We start from the raw sequence: 15,133 nt of genomic DNA on the forward strand, positions 1-15,133 counted from the left end.
GTACGGCGCCGACGGCGCCGGTGCGTCCGGGGCCGGCGGCGGCGGAGCGTCCGGGGCCGGCGGCGGCGGAGCGTCCGGGGCCGGGGGCGGCGGAGCGTCCGGCGCGGGGCCGGCGGCCGGCGCGTTGGGGTCGAAGCCCACCGCTTCCGGGTCCGCGTGCGCGGTGGCCGATGGGATGGTCACGAGCGTGCCCGTGACCGCGGCAAGAATGAGCGTCTTTCGGACGTTCTTCAAGTTTGTTCCTTTCGCGGTGCGCGCGCGCCAAAACAAGCCCACGGAGTGGGCTGAAGCTGTCTGGTTGATGCCTGCTTTGAAACGTGCCGTCTGGGTCAGGCACGGCAGCGGTGGGCCAAGTCTGCCCGGCGGGTGTTACCCACCGACCACGGTCGGGCTTTCGCCTTCCGTGGCGCCGCTCGCACGCGGGTCCGTGGATTCAATTATTTGATTACTCTTCCGTAACCCGTTCGGGGCTAACAGGGACCGTAGAAGACCGCGGCGTATTCGTCATCTTCGGTAATCGGATATCTCGGTTCGATAACGGGCCGATCACGCCGCGGCATCCCGTCCATTTGCGCAGGTCATAGCGGCGTTTTCCGAACCGGCGCCGGTGCGGAATAGCCAATCGAATGGTGAGCCGAATCACCTGTGTTTTGTGAGCTGGCGCACGTTTATTTGCCGCGCTGCCGCCGATTGACCAGCGCTTCAATGGGATCCGAAGCTGCCTACTGCAAACCAGCGCAGAGTACCGCAAGTCACGCGCGCCGCAAGGCGCCCCGCGCAACCCGGCAACCAAGAACGCGGGATGATATCGACTTTCACTGCGCGCCAGCATAATTCGATTGAAGCCATCGCCTTGCAACTGCGTCTTCCATGCCAGCGACGTATTGCCCTGCTCGACAACGGATTTCGCGGATACCGCACGGCAACAACGATTTTCGAGCGCCCGAGGCAAAGTGGAGGACTCACCATCGACACCCGGCTCGGCGCCGCCAACGAGTAACGCCGATCGACAGGGGCGCGCGGTTTCCTAAAAGCCAATTTTGCTGAAATGGCTTACGTCCCTGAGTCGAGGAACCGGGCATGGTGTGCCGCCCGATCGCCAGACGCGATTGAGGGAATCCCCAAATCGCCACCGCCACAACAGATCACGATGCCCAGCAAGGAATATTCCGGGATTGACGTCACCCCGGAATACCGAAATTGGCCGCGCAAATTCCAGGAATGGCGTAATAACAAATGCCGTGTTTACGGCGCGCGTTGTCAGTGAATTCGAAACGTAGAGTCCGCCGGCCCGAGTCGGCCAGGTGCTTCGCCGTCAGCTCCGGGACTGTGCCAGAGCGAGCAGGTCGCTTTCCGTGTTGACGTTGGCCAGGAAGCGCGATTCCGGCAGCACGATCTGCTGGGCGTCCGAGGCGTCGATCAGAGCACGCATGGAACGGGCGCCACCGGCGACCAGGCCGTCGATCCGCCCGGCCAGATCGGTGCGGTACACCGCGGCCAGGTAGTGGCTGCGACCGTCCCACGGCAACACGATCTCGGCGTTGGTCTCGGTGGCCAGCTGTACCAGCTCGTCGATCAATTCCGCAGACAGCAGCGGCATGTCGACGGCGCAGACGAAGGCATATCGGGCGCCCGCCTCCCCGGCCGCCCGCAACCCGCGCCCGGTCGCCGGCAGCGGCCCCTGTCCGCGCACCTCGTCGCGGACGACCTGCGCCTGCACCGCGGGCAACGGTTGGCCCGGTGCGGCGATCACGAAAACCGGCTCGCAGCGCTGCGCGAGGACCCCGGCGACGTATTCGAGGAGCGTGGTAGCACCGCCGGGGCCGGGGAGGGTGGCCTTGTCGCGGCCCATGCGCCGCGATTCACCGCCAGCCAGCACGATCCCCGCTAGCGACCCGGCCTTTTTCTCTGTGTCGGGCATCTGGTCGCCCACGTCAGTCGACGGTCCAGGTGTCACGCCCGCGCAGCAGCGATTGCAGCGCGGCGGAGTCGAACGCCTTCGCCGACTGGGCCGCCTGCACCTGTGCGCGTGCCGCGTCGTCGTAGGTGGGCCGGCTGATGTTGCGGAAGATGCCCAGCACGGTGTGATCGAGGTTCTGGTCCGACAGCCGGGACAGGGCGAAGGCGTAGGCCGAGTTGTCGCTGTGCGCGTCGTGCACCACGATCTCGTCGACCGCCACGTCGGCCGTCTTGGCCACCTCCAGGCCGAAGCCCGACTTCACCACGCAGTATTCTCCGTTGGCGCCGAACACAATTGGCTCGCCGTGGCGGACGTTGATGACCCGCTCCTCGGCGCCTTCCTTGCGCAGCGCGTCGAACGAGCCGTCGTTGAAGATCGGGCAGTCCTGCAGGATCTCGACCACGGCGGCGCCCCGGTGCCCGGCGGCGGCGCGCAGCACCTCGGTCAGTCCGTTGCGGTCGGAGTCCAGCGCGCGGCCGACGAAGGTCGCCTCGGCGCCCAGCGCCAGCGACACCGGGTTGAACGGGTGGTCCAGCGATCCCATCGGGGTCGACTTGGTGACCTTGCCGACCTCTGATGTCGGCGAGTACTGCCCCTTGGTCAGACCGTAGATCCGGTTGTTGAACAGCAGGATGGTGATGTTGACGTTGCGGCGCAGCGCGTGGATCAGGTGGTTACCCCCGATCGACAACGCGTCGCCGTCACCCGTGACCACCCACACCGAGAGGTCCTCGCGGGCCAGCGCCAAACCGGTGGCGATGGCCGGTGCGCGGCCGTGGATCGAGTGGAAACCGTAGGTCTCGAGGTAGTACGGGAACCGGCTCGAGCAGCCGATGCCGCTGATGAACACGATGTTCTCGCGGCGCAGCCCGAGGTCGGGCAGGAAGTTGCGGATGGTGTTGAGGATGACGTAGTCCCCGCAGCCCGGGCACCAACGGACCTCTTGGTCACTGGTGAAGTCCTTGGACTTCTGCGGCTGGTCCGTGGTGGGGACCCCGTCGTTTTTGGTCAACTTCGCGGACAGACCGAGGTCTTTGCCCGCCAGGTTGCCGATCACGTCAGTCACGAGCGCCGCTCCTCCTCATCGCTTCGCTCTGCATTGTCGCGGCGCATCTCACAAGCACCGCTCCGTCATCGCTTCGCTCTGTGTTGTTGCCGGCGGGAACCACTGCGCTCATGCGCCGGCTCCAACCGTTGCTGCCGCCATCTTGGCGACCATCGTCTTGTCGTTCTCCACTTCGGCCAGCGTCCCGCCCAGCGCGGCGCGGATGACGCGGCCGATCTCGTCGGCCAGGAAGGCGACACCTTGCACCTTGCTCACCGATTGCACGTCCACCAGGTACTTGCCCCGCAGCAGGAACGCCAGCTGACCCAGGTTCATTTCCGGGGCCACCACCTGCGGGTAGCGCCGCAGCACCTCACCCAAGTTGGCCGGGAAGGGGTTGAGGTAGCGCAGGTGGGCGTGCGCCACCTTGATGCCCTTGCGCCGCGCGCGCCGGCAGGCCTCACCGATCGGGCCGTACGAGCTACCCCAACCGATCAGCAGCAGCTCGGCGTCGCCGGTCGGGTCGTCGACCTCCAGATCGGGGACCGAGATCCCGTCGATCTTGGCCTGGCGCAACCGGACCATCAGGTCGTGGTTGACCGGCTCGTAAGAGATGTTGCCCGACCCGTTCGCCGCTTCCAGCCCGCCGATGCGGTGCTCGAGCCCCGGGGTGCCGGGCACGGCGAACTGCCGCGCCAGCGTCTCCGGGTCACGCGCGTAGGGCTGGAACGGCTCGTCCGCCTTGGCGAAGGTGTGCGTGATGGGCTGCAGCGTGCTGATGTCCGGAATGCGCCACGGCTCCGACCCATTGGCGATCGCGCCGTCGGACAAGACGATCACCGGGGTGTGGTAGGACACCGCGATGCGCGCCGCCTCGAGCGCGGTCTCGAAGCAGTCCGAGGGTGAGCGCGGCGCCACCACCGCGACCGGCGACTCGCCGTTGCGGCCGAACAACGCCTGCAGCAGGTCGGCCTGCTCGGTTTTGGTGGGCAGCCCGGTCGAGGGCCCGCCGCGCTGCACGTCGACGACGAGCAGCGGCAGCTCGGTCATCACGGCCAGCCCGAGCGCCTCGGACTTGAGCGAGATGCCCGGACCGGAAGTGGTGGTGACGCCCAGCGCGCCGCCATACGAGGCGCCGATGGCCGCGCAGATGCCACCGATCTCGTCCTCGGCCTGGAAGGTGATGACGTTGAAGTTCTTGTGCTTGGACAGCTCGTGCAGGATGTCGGAGGCCGGCGTGATCGGGTAGCTGCCGAGCAGGACAGGAATGTCCGCCAGCTGACCGGCCGCCACAATGCCGTACGCCAGCGCGGTGTTGCCCGAGATCTGGCGGTATTCGCCCGACGGCAGGGTCGCCCGGGACACCTCGTAGGTGGTGCCGAAGGCCTCGGTCGTTTCGCCGTAGTTCCAGCCCGCCTTCAGCGCCAGCACATTGGTCTCGGCGACCTCGGGCTTGCGGGCGAATTTCTCCCGGATGAACTTCTCGCTGGTTTCGATCGGCCGCCCATACATCCACGACAGCAGGCCCAGCGCGAACATGTTCTTGGCGCGCTGGCCGTCCTTCTTCGTGGCGCCGATCGTCTCGACCGCCCCGAGCGTCAGCGTGGTCATCGCGACGGAATGCACCACGTAATCCGACAACTCGTCGGTCTCGAGCGGGTTGGTGACGTAGCCGACCTTGGTCAGGTTGCGCTTGGTGAACTCGTCGGAGTTCGCGATCACCATGCCACCGCGGGGCAGGTCACCGATATTGGCTTTGAGCGCAGCGGGATTCATCGCGACGAGCACGTCGGGCCGGTCGCCGGCGGTCAGGATGTCGTAGTCGGCGATCTGAATCTGGAAGGAGGAGACACCGGGCAGGGTTCCTGCAGGCGCGCGGATCTCGGCGGGATAGTTGGGCTGGGTGGCCAGGTCGTTGCCGAAAAGCGCTGCCTCGGATGTGAAGCGGTCACCGGTGAGCTGCATGCCGTCGCCGGAGTCCCCGGCGAAGCGAATCACGACTTGTTCGAGACGCTGACGGGCAGATCCGTTGGGGGAAGCCCCATTCTGTGAGTCTGATCCGGCTCCGCTGCCGTTCGGATCCACGTCTTTGCCCTCCACTTTGTTCACCGGACAGACACTGGGCGCGCAAACTAGATTACGCCCGTGAAAGTGACTTTCCGGCCGTCTCGGTTTGATGTCACTGGAAGTATCAATTATGGCACTTATTTCCGGTCGCCATCGCCGTCCCTCAGCCGCCATCTCGGCCGCGTCGGCAGCCAAAAGACGACGTCAGCGACGTGCTACTGAGCAGTAGCACAGCAAACTGTGGCGTTGGTCACGTCAGCGTGCCTCGCGCGGGCAGCAAAACACGCTCGGCGGCCGGAATTGGCCCCGCCGGGATACCGGACGGACCTAGGCGCTCTTGTCCCGGCGCTCGGAACGGGAAGGCTTGCGCGGCACGATCGTCGGCAAGACGTTGTCCTGGACGGTCTCCTTGGTCACCACGACCTTGGCGACGTCGTCGCGGCTCGGGATGTCATACATCACCGGCAGCAGGACCTCTTCCATGATGGCCCGCAGGCCACGGGCGCCGGTGCCGCGGTGGATCGCCTGGTCGGCGATCGCTTCCAGCGCGTCGTCGGTGAACTCGAGCTCCACGTTGTCCATCTCGAAGAGCCGCGTGTACTGCTTGACCAGCGCGTTCTTCGGCTCGGACAGAATCTTGACCAGCGACTCCCGGTCCAGATTGGTGACCGAGGCGACCACCGGAAGCCGGCCGATGAACTCGGGAATCAGGCCGAACTTGATCAGGTCTTCGGGCATCACTTCGGCGAAGTGATCGGTGGTGTCGATCTCCGCCTTGGAGCGCACCTCGGCGCCGAAGCCGAGGCCGCGCTTGCCGACGCGCTCGTAGATGATCTTCTCCAGGCCCGCGAAGGCCCCGGCGACGATGAACAGCACGTTGGTGGTGTCGATCTGGATGAACTCTTGGTGCGGGTGCTTGCGCCCACCCTGCGGGGGAACCGAAGCCTGGGTGCCTTCCAGGATCTTCAGCAGCGCCTGCTGGACGCCTTCTCCGGAGACGTCGCGGGTGATCGACGGGTTTTCGCTCTTGCGGGCGATCTTGTCGACCTCGTCGATGTAGATGATGCCGGTCTCGGCGCGCTTGACGTCGTAGTCGGCGGCCTGGATCAGCTTGAGCAAGATGTTCTCGACGTCCTCACCGACGTAACCGGCTTCGGTCAGGGCGGTGGCGTCGGCGATCGCGAACGGGACGTTCAGCATCTTGGCGAGCGTCTGGGCCAGATAGGTCTTGCCACAACCGGTCGGCCCGAGCATCAAGATGTTGGACTTGGTCAGCTCGACCGGCTCGTGGCGCGAGTCCCGGCCCTTTTCGCCGGCCTGGATCCGCTTGTAGTGGTTGTAGACGGCGACGGCCAGCGTCCGCTTGGCGGTGTCCTGGCCGATGACGTATCCCTCGAGGAACTCCCGGATCTCGATCGGCTTGGGAAGCTCATCAAGTTTCACATCGTCGGCGTCGGCGAGCTCCTCTTCGATGATCTCGTTGCAGAGATCGATGCACTCATCGCAGATGTATACGCCGGGGCCAGCAATGAGCTTCTTGACCTGCTTCTGGCTCTTCCCGCAGAACGAGCACTTCAGCAGGTCACCGCCGTCTCCGATGCGCGCCATGGTGCTGAGGGCCTACTTCCTATTCGCCGTTGGTCTTGCCTGTCCCCGCATGTATTCACCGACGCTACCCGCTTGTTCGGGCCCGAGGCGACCATAAGGGCCGAATCGCGTCGGTGGTATTCATGCATCTCCGTATGGATGAAACATATAGCCAGACGGTGCCCGTCACTCGCGAAAGGCGCGCTTTGCGTGTCCTTGGCGTGTCGCGGTCGTAATGCGACCGAGGCTGGCTGCCCTCCGACCTTGCTTCGGTGTGGAGGTGCCAACCCAACGCCAACAATCACGCGAGGCCTGGGCGGACCCCCAAGAATTCACCCTACAGTGACGAGGTGGGTTTGGCGGGGGGCTTCGCATGGCCCGGCGGATTCGTACTGCTCGACGGCGGCTTGGCCACCGAGCTCGAAGCGCGCGGCCATGACCTGTCCGACCCCTTGTGGTCGGCCAGGCTGCTGGCGGACGCCCCGCAGGCCATCGCCGCGGTGCACGCCGCCTACTTTCGCGCCGGAGCCATGATCGCGACGACGGCCAGCTACCAGGCGTCGTTCGAGGGGTTCGCCGCCCGCGGGTTCGATCGCCGGGAGACCGAGGGGCTGCTGCGCCGCAGCGTAGAACTTGCCAAGGCGGCGCGGGACGAATCCGGCGGTGATGGGTTGCTCGTCGCCGCCTCGATCGGACCGTACGGCGCGGCGCTGGCCGACGGATCGGAATACCGCGGGCGCTACGGCCTGTCGGTCGCGGCCCTGGCGCGATGGCATCGGCCACGGCTGGAGACCCTGGCCGACGCCGGCGCGGACCTGCTGGCGTGCGAAACCGTGCCCGACGTCGACGAGGCGCAGGCCCTGGTCGAGGTGGTCCACTCGGTCGGGAAGCCGGCCTGGCTGAGCTACACCATCGACGGCGAACGGACCCGCGCCGGGCAGTCGCTGGCCGACGCGTTCGCGGTGGCGGCCGGCGTCGACGAGATCGTCGCTGTCGGGGTGAACTGCTGCGCGCCGGACGACGTGTTGCCCGCGATCGCGCGCGCCGCCGTCGTCGGGAAGCCCGTCATCGTCTACCCGAACAGCGGCGAACGCTGGGACACCTTGCGGCACAGCTGGATCGGGCCGTCGCGGTTCAGCACGGACCTGGCGGCCCAGTGGACCGCGGCCGGGGCCCGCATCGTCGGCGGATGCTGCCGGGTCGGGCCCGCCGAGATCGCCGGCCTTCGCCGAAATCGCTAGGCGCTCTGCGCCGAAAGTTTCCGGTACTCCAGCACGGTGTCGATGATCCCGTAGTCCTTGGCCTCTTCCGCGGTCAGGATCTTGTCCCGGTCGGTGTCCTTGCGGACCGTCGCGGCGTCCTTGCCGGTATGGCGGGCCAGCGTGGTCTCCATCAGCGTGCGCATCCGCTCGATCTCGGCGGCCTGGATCTCCAGATCGGAGAACTGCCCCTGGATCACCCCCTGCAGCGAGGGCTGGTGGATGAGCACCCGGGCGTTGGGCAGCGCCATCCGCTTGCCCGGCGTCCCGGCGGCCAGCAGCACCGCGGCCGCCGAGGCGGCCTGGCCAAGGCACACCGTCTGGATATCGGCGCGCACGTACTGCATGGTGTCGTAAATCGCCATCAGCGAGGTGAATCCGCCACCGGGCGAGTTGATGTACATGGTGATGTCGCGGTCGGGGTCCAGCGACTCGAGCACCAGCAGCTGCGCCATGATGTCGTTCGCCGACGCGTCGTCGACCTGGACGCCGAGGAAGATGATGCGCTCCTCGAACAGCTTGTTATACGGGTTCGACTCCTTGACACCGAAGCTGGAGTGCTCGATGAACGAGGGCAGGATGTAGCGCGCCTGGGGTTGGGTTTCGGGGTTCACTGGGCTTCTCCATTGGTGATGTGGGCGGCGCGGGTGATGATGTGGTCGACGAAGCCGTATTCCAGGGCTTCCTGCGCGGTGAACCAGCGGTCGCGATCGGAATCCGCCTCGATGCGCTCGATCGACTGGCCGGTGAATTCCGCGTTGAGCCGGAACATCTCCTTCTTGATGACCGTGAACTGCTCGGCCTGGATGGCGATGTCGGCCGCGCTACCGGTCACCCCGCCGAGCGGCTGGTGCATCAGGATGCGGGCGTGCGGCAACGCGTACCGCTTGCCCTTGGTGCCTGCCGCCAACAAGAACTCGCCCATCGAGGCGGCCATGCCCATCGCGTAGGTGGCGATGTCGCACGGCGCCAGCACCATGGTGTCGTAGATCGCCATCCCGGCGCTGATCGATCCGCCCGGCGAATTGATGTACAGCGAAATGTCCTTGCTGGAGTCCTCGGCGGCGAGCAGCAGAATCTGCGCGCACAGCCGATTGGCGATTTCGTCGCTCACCTCCGAACCCAGGAAGATGATGCGCTCGGACAGCAAGCGCTCATAGACCGAGTCCGTGAGGTTGAGACCCTGCGAGTTTGAACGCATGTCAGTCACGACTGGGTTACCTGCTTTCTCGAGATCCGTATTCACGACACTAACCAACCGAACCCACTGTTTCGCGGCCGCGCACCCCTGAAACGGGCACGTTCGCTCACAGCGTCATGGCGCGGTCACTCCCCGGCGTCGGCCTCGTCGGATTCCCCGGCCTCGCCCGAGTCCTCGTCGGCCGCCTCATTCGAATTGTCGGCCTCCGCCCGCTTGCCGAAGAATTCACTGGTGTCGATGGCGTTTCCGGCGGTATCGGTGACGGTCGCCGCCCGGATCACCTCGGCGATGGCCAGTGCCCGCCGCACATCGGCGAACATGGCCGGCAGCTGGTTGTTCTCCTGGAGGTAGCCCAACAGCTGCTGGGGCTCGATGCCGTATTGCCGTGACGTCGCCACCAGGCGCTCGGTCAGGTCCTCCTGGCCAACCTGGACCTCCAGGTCGTCGGCCAGGGCGTCCAGCAGCAGCTGCCGCTTGACGTCCGTCTCGGCCGCCGTGCGCGTCTCGGTCTCGAACTCCTCGCGGGACTTACCCTGCTGGGCCAGCACTTCCTCGAGCTTGGACTCGTCGTGGTCGAGGCTGTGCAGGGCGTTGTGCAACGCGCTGTCGACCTGCGCCTTGACGATGGCTTCCGGCAGCGGCACCTCGACCTGCTCGAGCAGCGTGTCGAGGGCGGCCTCGCGAATGTTCTCGGCCTGCTGGGCGCGCTTGGTGCGGCCGACCTGCTCGCGCAGGTTGGACTTCAGCTCCTCGATGGTGTCGAACTCGCTGGCCAGTTGCGCGAATTCGTCGTCGGGTTCGGGCAGCTCACGTTCCTTGATCGACTTGACCGTGACGGTCACCTGGGCGTCCTTGCCCGCGTGTTCGCCGGTCGCCAGCTGCGCGGTGAACTCCTTGGGCTCGTCCACGGACAGACCGACCAGCGCCTCGTCCAGGCCCGCGATGAGCCGGCCCGAGCCGACCTCGTGGGACAGGCCCTGCGCGGCGGCGCCCGGGATCTCTTCGCCGTCGATGGTGGCCGACAGGTCGATCGAGACGAAGTCGCCGTCGGCGACGGGGCGGTCCACCCCGGTCAGGGTGCCGAATCGCGCACGCAGAGACTGCAGTTCGGCGTCCACGTCCTCGTCGCTGACCTCGATCGGGTCCACCGAGACCTTGAGGGCGCCGGGGTCCGGCAGGGTCAGTTTGGGGCGGACGTCGACCTCGGCGGTGAAGGCCAGCTCCTCGCCGTACTCCTTCTTGGTGACCTCGATCTCGGGCTGGCCCAGCGGGTGCACCTCTGATTCGGCGACGGCCTGCCCGTACCGCGCGGGCAGCGCCTCGTTGACGACCTGATCGAGCATCGCCTCACGGCCGAAGCGCGCCTCCAGCAACTTCGCCGGCGCCTTGCCCGGCCGGAACCCGGGCAGTCGCACCTGCCGGGCCAGCTCCTTGTAGGCGCGCTGGAAGTCGGGTTCGAGTTCCGAGAAAGGGACCTCCACGTTGATGCGCACCCGGGTGGGGCTCAACTGCTCGACGGTGCTCTTCACGGGTGTGCTCCTCAGTGCTCGTTCTTTGCTCTTTGTTGGCGGTCGGTGGGTCGTGCGCATGGCACGGGGCCGGTCGTGCTGGTCGGGGTGACAGGATTTGAACCTGCGGCCTTCCGCTCCCAAAGCGGATGCGCTACCAAGCTGCGCTACACCCCGCGCTGACCTCGATGATCCTAAGGCCCCTCAATACCGGGTTGGCCACGGGCTTCGCAGCGACGTCGCAGACCTCACGGAGCGATCACAAAACCGAGTCGATTAGATTTGATCTTCGTCGCCAGCTACAGTCACGCTCGACTAAATACATGCGGGCGTAGCTCAATGGTAGAGCCCTAGTCTTCCAAACTAGCTACGCGGGTTCGATTCCCGTCGCCCGCTCGGGCTAACTATCTGCTCGATAGAAAGGCGCCATGAGCGACCTGAAGACCGACGTGTCGATTCACGGGTCATGCGCCTCGGACTTTGCCGGAGTTCGCGACGCGTTCGAGCGCAATTTCACGCTGGGCGATGAGGTCGGCGCCGCCGTCGCGGTGTGGGTCGACGGGTCTCTGGTGGTCAACCTGTGGGGCGGCTGGGCCGACGGGGCCCGCACCCGGCCCTGGCGGCAGAACACCCTCACCACCGTGTTGTCCGGCACCAAGGGCCTGTCGGCCACCTGCGTGCACCAACTCGCCGACCGTGGCGAGCTGGATCTGCAGGCCCCGGTCGCCCACTACTGGCCCGAGTTCGCCCAGGCGGGCAAACAAGACATCACGCTGGCGATGGTGATGAGCCACCGGTCCGGGGTGATCGGCCCGCGCACCCGGATGCGGTGGGAGCAGGTCGCCGACTGGGACTACGTCTGCGAACGGCTGGCCGCCGCCGAGCCGTGGTGGGAGCCGGGAACCGCGCAGGGCTACCACATGACGACGTTCGGGTTCATCATGGGCGAGGTGTTCCGCCGGGTGACGGGCCGGACTATCGGCCAATACCTGCGCACCGAGATCGCCGAGCCGTTCGGCGCGGACGTCCATATCGGGTTGCCGCTGAGCGAGCAGCACCGCTGCGCCGAGCGGGTCAACAAGCCGCACGCCCGCGACCTGCTGGCCGACGCGCAGGCCCCCGGCTATCCCACCAGCCTGGCCGAGCACCCCAAAGCGGGACTGTCCATCTCGATGGGGTTCGCCCCCGACGACGAACTCGGCTCGCACGACCTGAACCTGTGGCGCGAACTCGAGTTCCCCGGCACCAACGGGCAGGTCTCGGCGCTGGGGTTGGCGACCTTCTACAACGCGCTCGCCCAGGAGAAGTTGCTCAGCCGCGAGCACATGGACCTGGTGCGGGTCTGCCAGGGCGGGCTGGACACCGACCTGGTGCTGGGGCCGCGGGTCGCCGACCACGGATGGGGACTGGGCTACATGCTCAACCAGCGCTGCGTCAACGGACCCAACCCGCGGATCTTCGGCCACGGCGGGCTGGGCGGCTCGTTCGGATTCGTCGATCTGGAGCACCGCATCGGCTACGCGTATGTGGCCAATCACTTCGACCCCACCAAGGCGAACGCGGACCCGCGCAGCCTCGTCCTGTCCAACGAGGTGTACTCCGTGCTGGGAGTCATCTAGCGCTGAAACCCGAACGCGCCTGCCGGATATCGGCAGGGCGCGTTCGGTTGCGCGGCTTATCGGATCAGGGGTGCCAGCCGGGAGGCGGCGGGCCGCCGGGCCCCCAGTGGCCGGGGCCGCCAGGACCCCACCCGGGGCCCCCTGCCGGCCCGGGCGGGTTCCAGCCCCCGGGTCCACCGTGCCAGTCGTGGCAGTTGTTCCAGTCCCAGTTGTTGCCCCAGCCCGGGTCCCACCACTCACCCGGACACCATTGCGGGAAGGGTCCGGGGTGAGCCTGCGCCTCAGTTGCGACGCCCAAGCCCGCCAAACCCAGCCCGCCGATTGCGAGAGCCGTTGCGGCCAAACGTGGAAGAGTTTTCACACCGACGTTCTTACCCACATCGATGCTTTGACTAAACAACTGCCGCCAGTGTTTCGAGCTGAGAGTTCAGACGAGGTCTACTCCGTGCTGGCAGTGAGGAGCACTCCACAGCGTTAGTGGCCGCCGCCTCCACCGCCGCCGTGCCCGCCACCGCCCGGTCCACCGCCGCCCGGTCCACCGCCGCCGGGTGCGCCGTTGACCGGACCGCCCGGGCCGGGTCCAGGACCGAGGTCTCCGCCGGGCCCCCATCCGGAACCGGGTCCAGGGCCATTGCAGTACGGCCCGTTTCCCGGGTTCCAGGTCTCGCCCGGATTGCACGGGTAGTTCGGGAAGGACGTCACTTGTGCCTGAGCGCCGCCCGCTGCACCCAGTCCGGCCAGTCCCAGACCTGCCGAAAGCATGGTCGTGGCCGCAACGGCACGTATAGATTTCTTCATCTGCGAGTCCTACCCGGCTGGTGGCGCACGAAACGGGATCGTGCACCACCAAGCTGGGGCCCGGTTCGTCGATGCTTTTATGTCTGGCAGGTAGGGCACCAGAAAACGTTTCGCCCCTCCAGCACTGTCGTGCGGATCGGATCACCGGACACCCGGCAGGGCTCGCCGGCCCGTCGGTAGACGTAGGTGCGGGGCCGGTCGGGCCGGTACGACGGCGCGCCGTGATCGTGTTCGGGCCGGACCACGATGATCTTCCCGCGACGCAATCCGACCTTCATCAGCGCGACCAGATCGGTCCAGGCCGCGTCGAACTCGTCCTCGCCGACGTCGCGGCCGGGTCGGAACGGGTCGATCCGGTGCCGGAACAGCAACTCGCTGCGGTAGACGTTGCCCACGCCGGCCATCACCGTCTGGTCCATCAGCAGCGCGCCAATTGGCCTGCGGGACTTGACAATACGCTTCCACGCCCACGATGAATCTGCGTCGCTGCGCAACGGGTCGGGGCCCAGCCTGGCCAGGACGTCGCTGACCTGGCCCTCGTCGATGACCTCGCACACCGTCGGGCCGCGTAGGTCGGTGCCGTAGCCGGCGCCGATCATGCGCATCCGCACTTGCCCGATCGCCTCCGGAAACAGGCCGTCGGCGGGACGTTCCCATTCGGTGAAGGCGCCGTACAGCCCCAGGTGCACGTGCACGATCGGGCCGCCGGCGTAGTGGTGGAACAGGTGTTTGCCCCATGCGCTGGTGCGCTGCAACAGCCGGCCGTTAACCACCGCGGCCGAATCAGCGAAGCGGCCCTGTGGGCTGGACACCGCGACGGGGGCGCCGGCGTACCGGCGTTGGTGCAGCCGGGCCAGCCGGTGCAGGGTATGCCCTTCGGGCACGTGCAGACCTTTCCGGCGTCAGCCCGCCGCGCCGGGCACCGGCGGGGCTTGGTGGGTGCGTTCGTATTCGGCGAGTATGTCGATGCGCCGTTGGTGGCGTTCGGCTTTCGACCACGGCGTGGTCAAGAAGGCGTCGACGATGGCCAGGGCTTCGGCCACGGTGTGCATCCGACCGCCGATGCCGATCAGTTGGGCGTTGTTGTGCTCGCGGGCCAGCGTCGCCGTTTCGACGCTCCAGGCCAGGGCGCAGCGGGCGCCGGGCACCTTGTTGGCCGCGATCTGCTCGCCGTTGCCCGACCCGCCGAGCACGATGCCCAGGCTGTCCGGGTCGGCCACCGTGCGTGTCGCGGCGGCGATGCAGAAGGCGGGGTAATCGTCTTCGGCGTCGTAGCTGAAGGCGCCGCAATCGATCGGCTCGTGCCCGGATTTCTTGAGGTGGTCGATGATCTGCTGCTTGAGCTCGAATCCGGCGTGGTCAGAGCCGAGGTAGACGCGCATGCCCGCAATCCTTACACAGCCACCCGCCGGGCCGGCGGCGGCGATCGCAGTGGATCGCCGCCCACCGGTCTAGTCGAATTCGGGCTTCTCGGTGCGGCTGCGCTTGAGCTCGAAGAAGTGCGGATAGGACGCGAAGGTGACCGAGGCGTCCCACAGCTTGCCCGCTTCCTCGCCGCGCGGAATCTTGGAGAGCACCGGCCCGAAGAACGCCACATCGTTGACGTGGATGGTCGGGGTGCCGACGTCGTCGCCCACCGCGTCCATGCCGGCGTGGTGGCTCTTGCGCAGCGCCTCGTCGTACTCCTCGCTGTTCGCGGCCTCCGCCAACTCGGCTGGCAGGCCCACGTCGTCGAGCGCCAGCTTGATCACGTCATCCAGGTCTTTGTTGCCCTCGTTGTGTATCCGGGTCCCCATCGCGGTGTACAGCGGCGCGAGCACCTCGGCACCGTGGGCCTGCTCGGCGGCGATCGCCACCCGCACCGGACCGAACGCCTTCACCATCCGTTCGCGGTATTCCTCGGGCAGGCCTTCGCGGTTTTCGTTGAGCACCGCCAGGCTCATCACGTGGAAGTTCACCTCGATGTCGCGAACCTTCTCCACCTCCAGGATCCAGCGCGAGGTGATCCATGCCCACGGACATAGCGGATCGAACCAGAAATCGGCCTTGTTCTTCGCGGCGGTGTCAGGCATGGCGGATCCTCTCGTGA

The 15,133-nt window shown here is 66.8% G+C and carries 12 protein-coding genes, 2 tRNA genes and 1 pseudogene; 3 read left to right on the forward strand and 12 right to left on the reverse strand.

What is annotated here, in order from left to right:
* From A5732_RS23060 to clpX, 5 genes and pseudogenes are all read right to left on the reverse strand, one after another.
* A pseudogene (locus tag A5732_RS23060) lies at positions 1–234 on the reverse strand (transglycosylase family protein); the annotation flags it as partial.
* Between the two features lie 1,081 nt (positions 235–1,315).
* Positions 1,316–1,921 carry a molybdenum cofactor guanylyltransferase gene (gene mobA / locus A5732_RS23065; protein WP_076103420.1) on the reverse strand — a complete coding sequence of 202 codons (606 nt, stop codon included), beginning with the start codon at positions 1,919–1,921 and terminating at the stop codon, positions 1,316–1,318.
* A gap of 13 nt (positions 1,922–1,934) precedes the next feature.
* On the reverse strand, positions 1,935–3,026 hold the full coding sequence (locus A5732_RS23070; protein ID WP_064953000.1) for a 2-oxoacid:ferredoxin oxidoreductase subunit beta: 1,092 nt from the start codon (positions 3,024–3,026) through the stop codon (positions 1,935–1,937).
* Between the two features lie 108 nt (positions 3,027–3,134).
* Entirely contained in the window at positions 3,135–5,090 is a 1,956-nt protein-coding gene (locus A5732_RS23075; RefSeq protein WP_139334511.1) for a 2-oxoacid:acceptor oxidoreductase subunit alpha, read from the reverse strand.
* Positions 5,091–5,399: 309 nt separating this feature from the next.
* Complete coding sequence (clpX, locus tag A5732_RS23080) at positions 5,400–6,680, reverse strand: ATP-dependent Clp protease ATP-binding subunit ClpX (RefSeq protein ID WP_064953001.1); 1,281 nt, start codon at positions 6,678–6,680, stop codon at positions 5,400–5,402.
* A 329-nt stretch (positions 6,681–7,009) separates the two neighbouring features.
* On the opposite strand from clpX, the gene mmuM reads away from it, so the two are divergent.
* Positions 7,010–7,900, forward strand: coding sequence for a homocysteine S-methyltransferase (mmuM, locus tag A5732_RS23085; protein ID WP_076103405.1), 891 nt, complete (start codon positions 7,010–7,012; stop codon positions 7,898–7,900).
* Here mmuM and clpP2 read toward each other — a convergent pair.
* The 4 genes from clpP2 to A5732_RS23105 form a co-directional block, all read right to left on the reverse strand.
* On the reverse strand, positions 7,897–8,532 hold the full coding sequence (gene clpP2, locus A5732_RS23090) for an ATP-dependent CLP protease proteolytic subunit ClpP2 (RefSeq protein WP_008255179.1): 636 nt from the start codon (positions 8,530–8,532) through the stop codon (positions 7,897–7,899). The genes mmuM and clpP2 overlap by 4 nt on opposite strands.
* Entirely contained in the window at positions 8,529–9,119 is a 591-nt protein-coding gene (gene clpP1 / locus A5732_RS23095; protein WP_064953003.1) for an ATP-dependent CLP protease proteolytic subunit ClpP1, read from the reverse strand. The genes clpP2 and clpP1 overlap by 4 nt, the downstream gene beginning before the upstream one ends.
* A 125-nt stretch (positions 9,120–9,244) precedes the next feature.
* On the reverse strand, positions 9,245–10,648 hold the full coding sequence (gene tig, locus A5732_RS23100) for a trigger factor (protein WP_076103406.1): 1,404 nt from the start codon (positions 10,646–10,648) through the stop codon (positions 9,245–9,247).
* 79 nt (positions 10,649–10,727) lie between these two features.
* Positions 10,728–10,804 (reverse strand) — tRNA-Pro (locus A5732_RS23105).
* 148 nt (positions 10,805–10,952) lie between these two features.
* Here A5732_RS23105 and A5732_RS23110 point away from each other — a divergent pair.
* Together A5732_RS23110 and A5732_RS23115 are read left to right on the forward strand one after the other, a co-directional pair.
* A tRNA-Gly gene (locus A5732_RS23110) sits at positions 10,953–11,023 on the forward strand.
* A 32-nt stretch (positions 11,024–11,055) separates the two neighbouring features.
* Complete coding sequence (locus tag A5732_RS23115) at positions 11,056–12,246, forward strand: serine hydrolase domain-containing protein (RefSeq protein ID WP_076050971.1); 1,191 nt, start codon at positions 11,056–11,058, stop codon at positions 12,244–12,246.
* An 875-nt stretch (positions 12,247–13,121) separates the two neighbouring features.
* Here A5732_RS23115 and A5732_RS23130 read toward each other — a convergent pair.
* The 3 genes from A5732_RS23130 to A5732_RS23140 all read right to left on the reverse strand — a co-directional run bounded on the left by A5732_RS23130 (position 13,122) and on the right by A5732_RS23140 (position 15,116).
* Complete coding sequence (locus tag A5732_RS23130) at positions 13,122–13,928, reverse strand: Fpg/Nei family DNA glycosylase (RefSeq protein WP_076103409.1); 807 nt, start codon at positions 13,926–13,928, stop codon at positions 13,122–13,124.
* A gap of 18 nt (positions 13,929–13,946) precedes the next feature.
* Positions 13,947–14,426 (reverse strand): ribose-5-phosphate isomerase, encoded by a 480-nt coding sequence (locus A5732_RS23135; protein ID WP_065051452.1) that lies wholly within the window; start codon positions 14,424–14,426, stop codon positions 13,947–13,949.
* Between the two features lie 69 nt (positions 14,427–14,495).
* Positions 14,496–15,116 carry a mycothiol-dependent nitroreductase Rv2466c family protein gene (locus A5732_RS23140; protein WP_065051451.1) on the reverse strand — a complete coding sequence of 207 codons (621 nt, stop codon included), beginning with the start codon at positions 15,114–15,116 and terminating at the stop codon, positions 14,496–14,498.
* Between the last annotated feature and the right edge of the window lie 17 nt (positions 15,117–15,133).

Source organism: Mycobacterium colombiense (assembly GCF_001953985.1).
Classification (GTDB): Bacteria; Actinomycetota; Actinomycetes; order Mycobacteriales; family Mycobacteriaceae; genus Mycobacterium; species Mycobacterium colombiense_B.